Source organism: Paraburkholderia sp. SIMBA_030, assembly GCF_046535245.1.
Lineage (GTDB): Bacteria > Pseudomonadota > Gammaproteobacteria > Burkholderiales > Burkholderiaceae > Paraburkholderia.
This window is the reverse complement of sequence record NZ_JAWRXB010001276.1, coordinates 1-248: the sequence shown is the minus strand read 5'-3', so window position 1 is coordinate 248 and position 248 is coordinate 1. Positions and strand designations below refer to the sequence as shown.

1 protein-coding gene is annotated in these 248 nt (G+C 59.7%); it reads right to left on the bottom strand.

The genetic code is table 11. The features are described from left to right. Positions 1-248: DedA family protein (locus tag SB772_RS44155; RefSeq protein ID WP_410839042.1), on the bottom strand; the 248-nt coding region annotated here is incomplete at both ends.

The window sequence follows — 248 nt, the reverse complement described above, 5'->3', positions numbered from 1 at the left end:
CAAGGTGCGGATGACCGGAACAAAGCGGGCAAGTATCACCGCACGGCCGCCGTACCTGTCAAAGAATGCGTGCGCCTTAGCCAGGCGCTCCTGCTTGAACAACCGGGCGTCTGGTCGCCTGAAGAGAGCGGGACCGGTCTTCTTGCCAATAAGGTAGCCCGTCTGGTCCCCCACAAATGCGCAGACAAAAACAAGGGCACCCAAGAGGAAGATGTTGATGTTGAGTGCTCCCGTCGCCACCAGCAGCC